The organism is Wolbachia endosymbiont of Cylisticus convexus, from assembly GCF_003344345.1.
The window spans coordinates 1-860 of record NZ_QPIP01000189.1 but is presented as its reverse complement, the minus strand read 5'-3'; the positions used below and the strand labels follow the sequence as shown (position 1 = coordinate 860).

At 34.9% G+C, this 860-nt stretch carries 1 pseudogene; it reads left to right on the top strand.

Going from position 1 to position 860, the window contains the following annotated elements:
- Positions 1 to 673: pseudogene (locus tag Wcon_RS10100) on the top strand (IS630 family transposase); the annotation flags it as partial.
- Between the last annotated feature and the right edge of the window lie 187 nt (positions 674 to 860).

The following is an 860-nucleotide window of genomic DNA, read 5'->3' as shown; positions in this document are numbered from 1 at the left end:
AATCACAAAATTACTGACTGGAATAAATTTACTGAATTTGCTAAAAAATATGGTGGAAAAACTCTATCGGAAATGGCTAAGCTTTGGAGCAATGTTAGTATCCCAACGATTCATCGAGCTCTTAAAAAAATTGGACTCACACGCAAAAAAAGACATATGGATACAAAGAAAGGGACGAAGAAAAACGCGCTGAATTTTTGAAAATTATAGCAACAAAAGAACCTCAAAACTTAGTTTATATAGATGAGTCTGGCATTGATAACACCGAGGACTACCCTTATGGATATTGCCAGAAGGGACAGAGGTTTTATGCTCTAAAATCTGGTAAAAAAATTCAACGAATCAGTATGATTGCAGCCTTAAACGGCAGGAAAATAGTTGTTCCGTTAACATTTGAAGGCCACTGTAATATGTTAATAAATGGTTTGAGCAGTTTCTGACACCGATTTTGAAACCTGGACAAACTGTTATCCTTGATAATGCTACTTTTCATAAGTCTAATAAGATTACTGAATTTGCTAAAGGAGTTGGCGCAGAAATTTTATATCTACCGCCTTATTCTCCCGATTTTAACAAAATTGAGCATCATTGGTTTGCTATAAAAAACAGAGCTAGGAAAAACATCCCTCTATTCACATCTTTTCGTCATGCTGTTGATTCCGCTTTTCTATAAGCTTTTCGGACTATTATGAAAAGAGCTATACATAAGGAAATAATAAAACCCCAAAACCTATTAATATCCATTTTGAAATACTATATGCAATGTGTCTATCTATAGCGTACATCTCATGTAAGAATGTTGCAGACCATGCATCTGTAAAGCCTTCTAATGGCCCAATCATAAAACCGCCGAATAAGCT